Source organism: Microcystis sp. M53598_WE2 (assembly GCF_030067735.1).
GTDB classification, from domain to species: domain Bacteria; phylum Cyanobacteriota; class Cyanobacteriia; order Cyanobacteriales; family Microcystaceae; genus Microcystis; species Microcystis aeruginosa.
On the sequence record NZ_JASJFE010000180.1, the window covers coordinates 1 to 1,895 of the forward strand.

General features: G+C 48.5%; 1 protein-coding gene. It reads left to right on the forward strand.

All coding sequences use genetic code 11. The features are described from left to right. Nucleotides 1-107: 107 nt before the first annotated feature. Complete coding sequence (pckA, locus tag PX636_RS03940; RefSeq protein WP_072926082.1) at nt 108-1,787, forward strand: phosphoenolpyruvate carboxykinase (ATP); 1,680 nt, start codon at nt 108-110, stop codon at nt 1,785-1,787. The last annotated feature ends 108 nt before the right edge of the window (nt 1,788-1,895 follow it).

The window sequence follows — 1,895 nt, forward strand, 5'->3', positions numbered from 1 at the left end:
AGTGAAAAGGACAGATAACGAAGTTTTTCTAGTTTCTATAACTGCACTATCAGAGACCTAGAACTTAGCTCTAAACCGACAACTAAATTATCAGGAGAATTGGGGTTATGCCGACTCTACACACGCTGACCAATGATAGTATCTCTTGTCCCTTGCCCGATCGCGTGGAGAACGTCAATTTCCACTACGAATTAGAAAATCAATTTCATCCCACCTACGGCCTCGAAAACCTAGGCATGAAAAATCTCGGTCGCGTTTATCGCAATCTTTCCGTACCGCAATTAGTCGAACAGGCGATCGAACGTCATGAGGGCGTTTTAGCCGATAATGGGGCTTTAGTGGTGGAAACGGGTAAATATACCGGTCGTTCCCCCAAAGATAAATTCATTGTCAAAGAAGCCAATAGCGAAAAGGAAATCGACTGGAATCAGCATAATGCCCCGATTAGCGAGGAAAAATTCCAGCAGTTATACCGAAAAGTCCTCGCCTATGTACAGGGAAAAGACCTATATATCTTCGATGGTTACGTCGGGTCCGATCCTAATTGTCGCTTTGGCGTGCGCGTTGTCACCGAAATCGCCTATCATAACCTCTTTGCCCATCAGTTATTCCTCCGGCCCAGTGCGATCGAACTAGCCGCCCATGAAACTGATTTTACCGTGATTGCCCTGCCGGGGTTACAGGGAGATCCCGAGGATGACGACCTGAACAGCGAAGCCTTTATCGTCCTCAACCTGGCAAAAAAAATCGTTCTCATCGGTGGCACTCGCTACGCTGGCGAAATCAAAAAATCCGTCTTCTCGATGATGAACTACCTGATGACCAAACAAGGGGTTTTACCGATGCACGGTGCCGCTAACATGGATAAACACGGTCATACGGCCCTCTTTTTCGGTCTCTCCGGTACGGGTAAAACCACCCTTTCCGCCGATCCTAAACGCAGCCTCATCGGTGATGATGAACACGGTTGGTCAGAAGACGGCATTTTTAACTTTGAAGGCGGTTGTTATGCTAAAACCATCCGTTTAAGTGCCGAATACGAACCCCAAATCTGGGCAGCGATTCAATTTGGCACTATTCTCGAAAACGTGATCCTTTCCCCCGATAATCGCCTTCCCGACTACGATGATGGACGTTTGACCGAAAACACCCGCGCCGCCTATCCCCTGCGTTATATCCCTAATTGTGCCGTATCTGGCATGGGAACCCACCCGAAAACTATTATCTTCTTAACTGCCGATGCTTTTGGGGTACTGCCACCAATCGCCAAATTAACCACGAACCAAGCGATGTATCATTTCCTCTCCGGCTATACTAGCAAATTAGCGGGAACGGAACGGGGAATCACCGCCCCACAGGTGACTTTTTCCAGTTGTTTCGGTCAATGTTTCTTCCCTCTGTCACCCCTCGTCTATGCCCAAATGTTAGGGGAACGTTTAGAACAACACCCCGAAACCTCCGTTTATCTGATTAATACCGGTTGGTCCGGCGGTCCCTACGGAGTCGGCGATCGCATTTCGATCAAACACACCCGTGCTATGGTTTCCGCCGCTTTAAATGGCGATTTAGAGGAAGTAGTTTTCCATCCTCATCCCATCTTTCAAGTTCTCGTTCCCGAAATTGTCCCCGGAGTTCCCAAAAAAATCCTCGACCCGCGACAAGCATGGCAAGATGGCGAATCCTACGACCTACAGGCGCGAGAATTAGCCCATCGTTTCGTGGAAAATTTCCGTCAATTTACCACTGCCTCCCAAGAAATAATTGCAGCCGGTCCAATTTGGGAATAACAGCATCAAGGAATCGGTTTTAACGAAGGCAGGAGTCAGGAGTCAGGAGTCAGGAGTCAGGAGTCAGGAGTCAGGAGTCAGGAGTCAGGAGTCAGGAGTCAGGAGTCA

Coding starts and splice junctions, on each gene's coding strand:
- pckA (WP_072926082.1), top strand. CDS start 108: ATGCCGACTCTACACACGCTGACCAATGATAGTATCTCTTGTCCCTTG.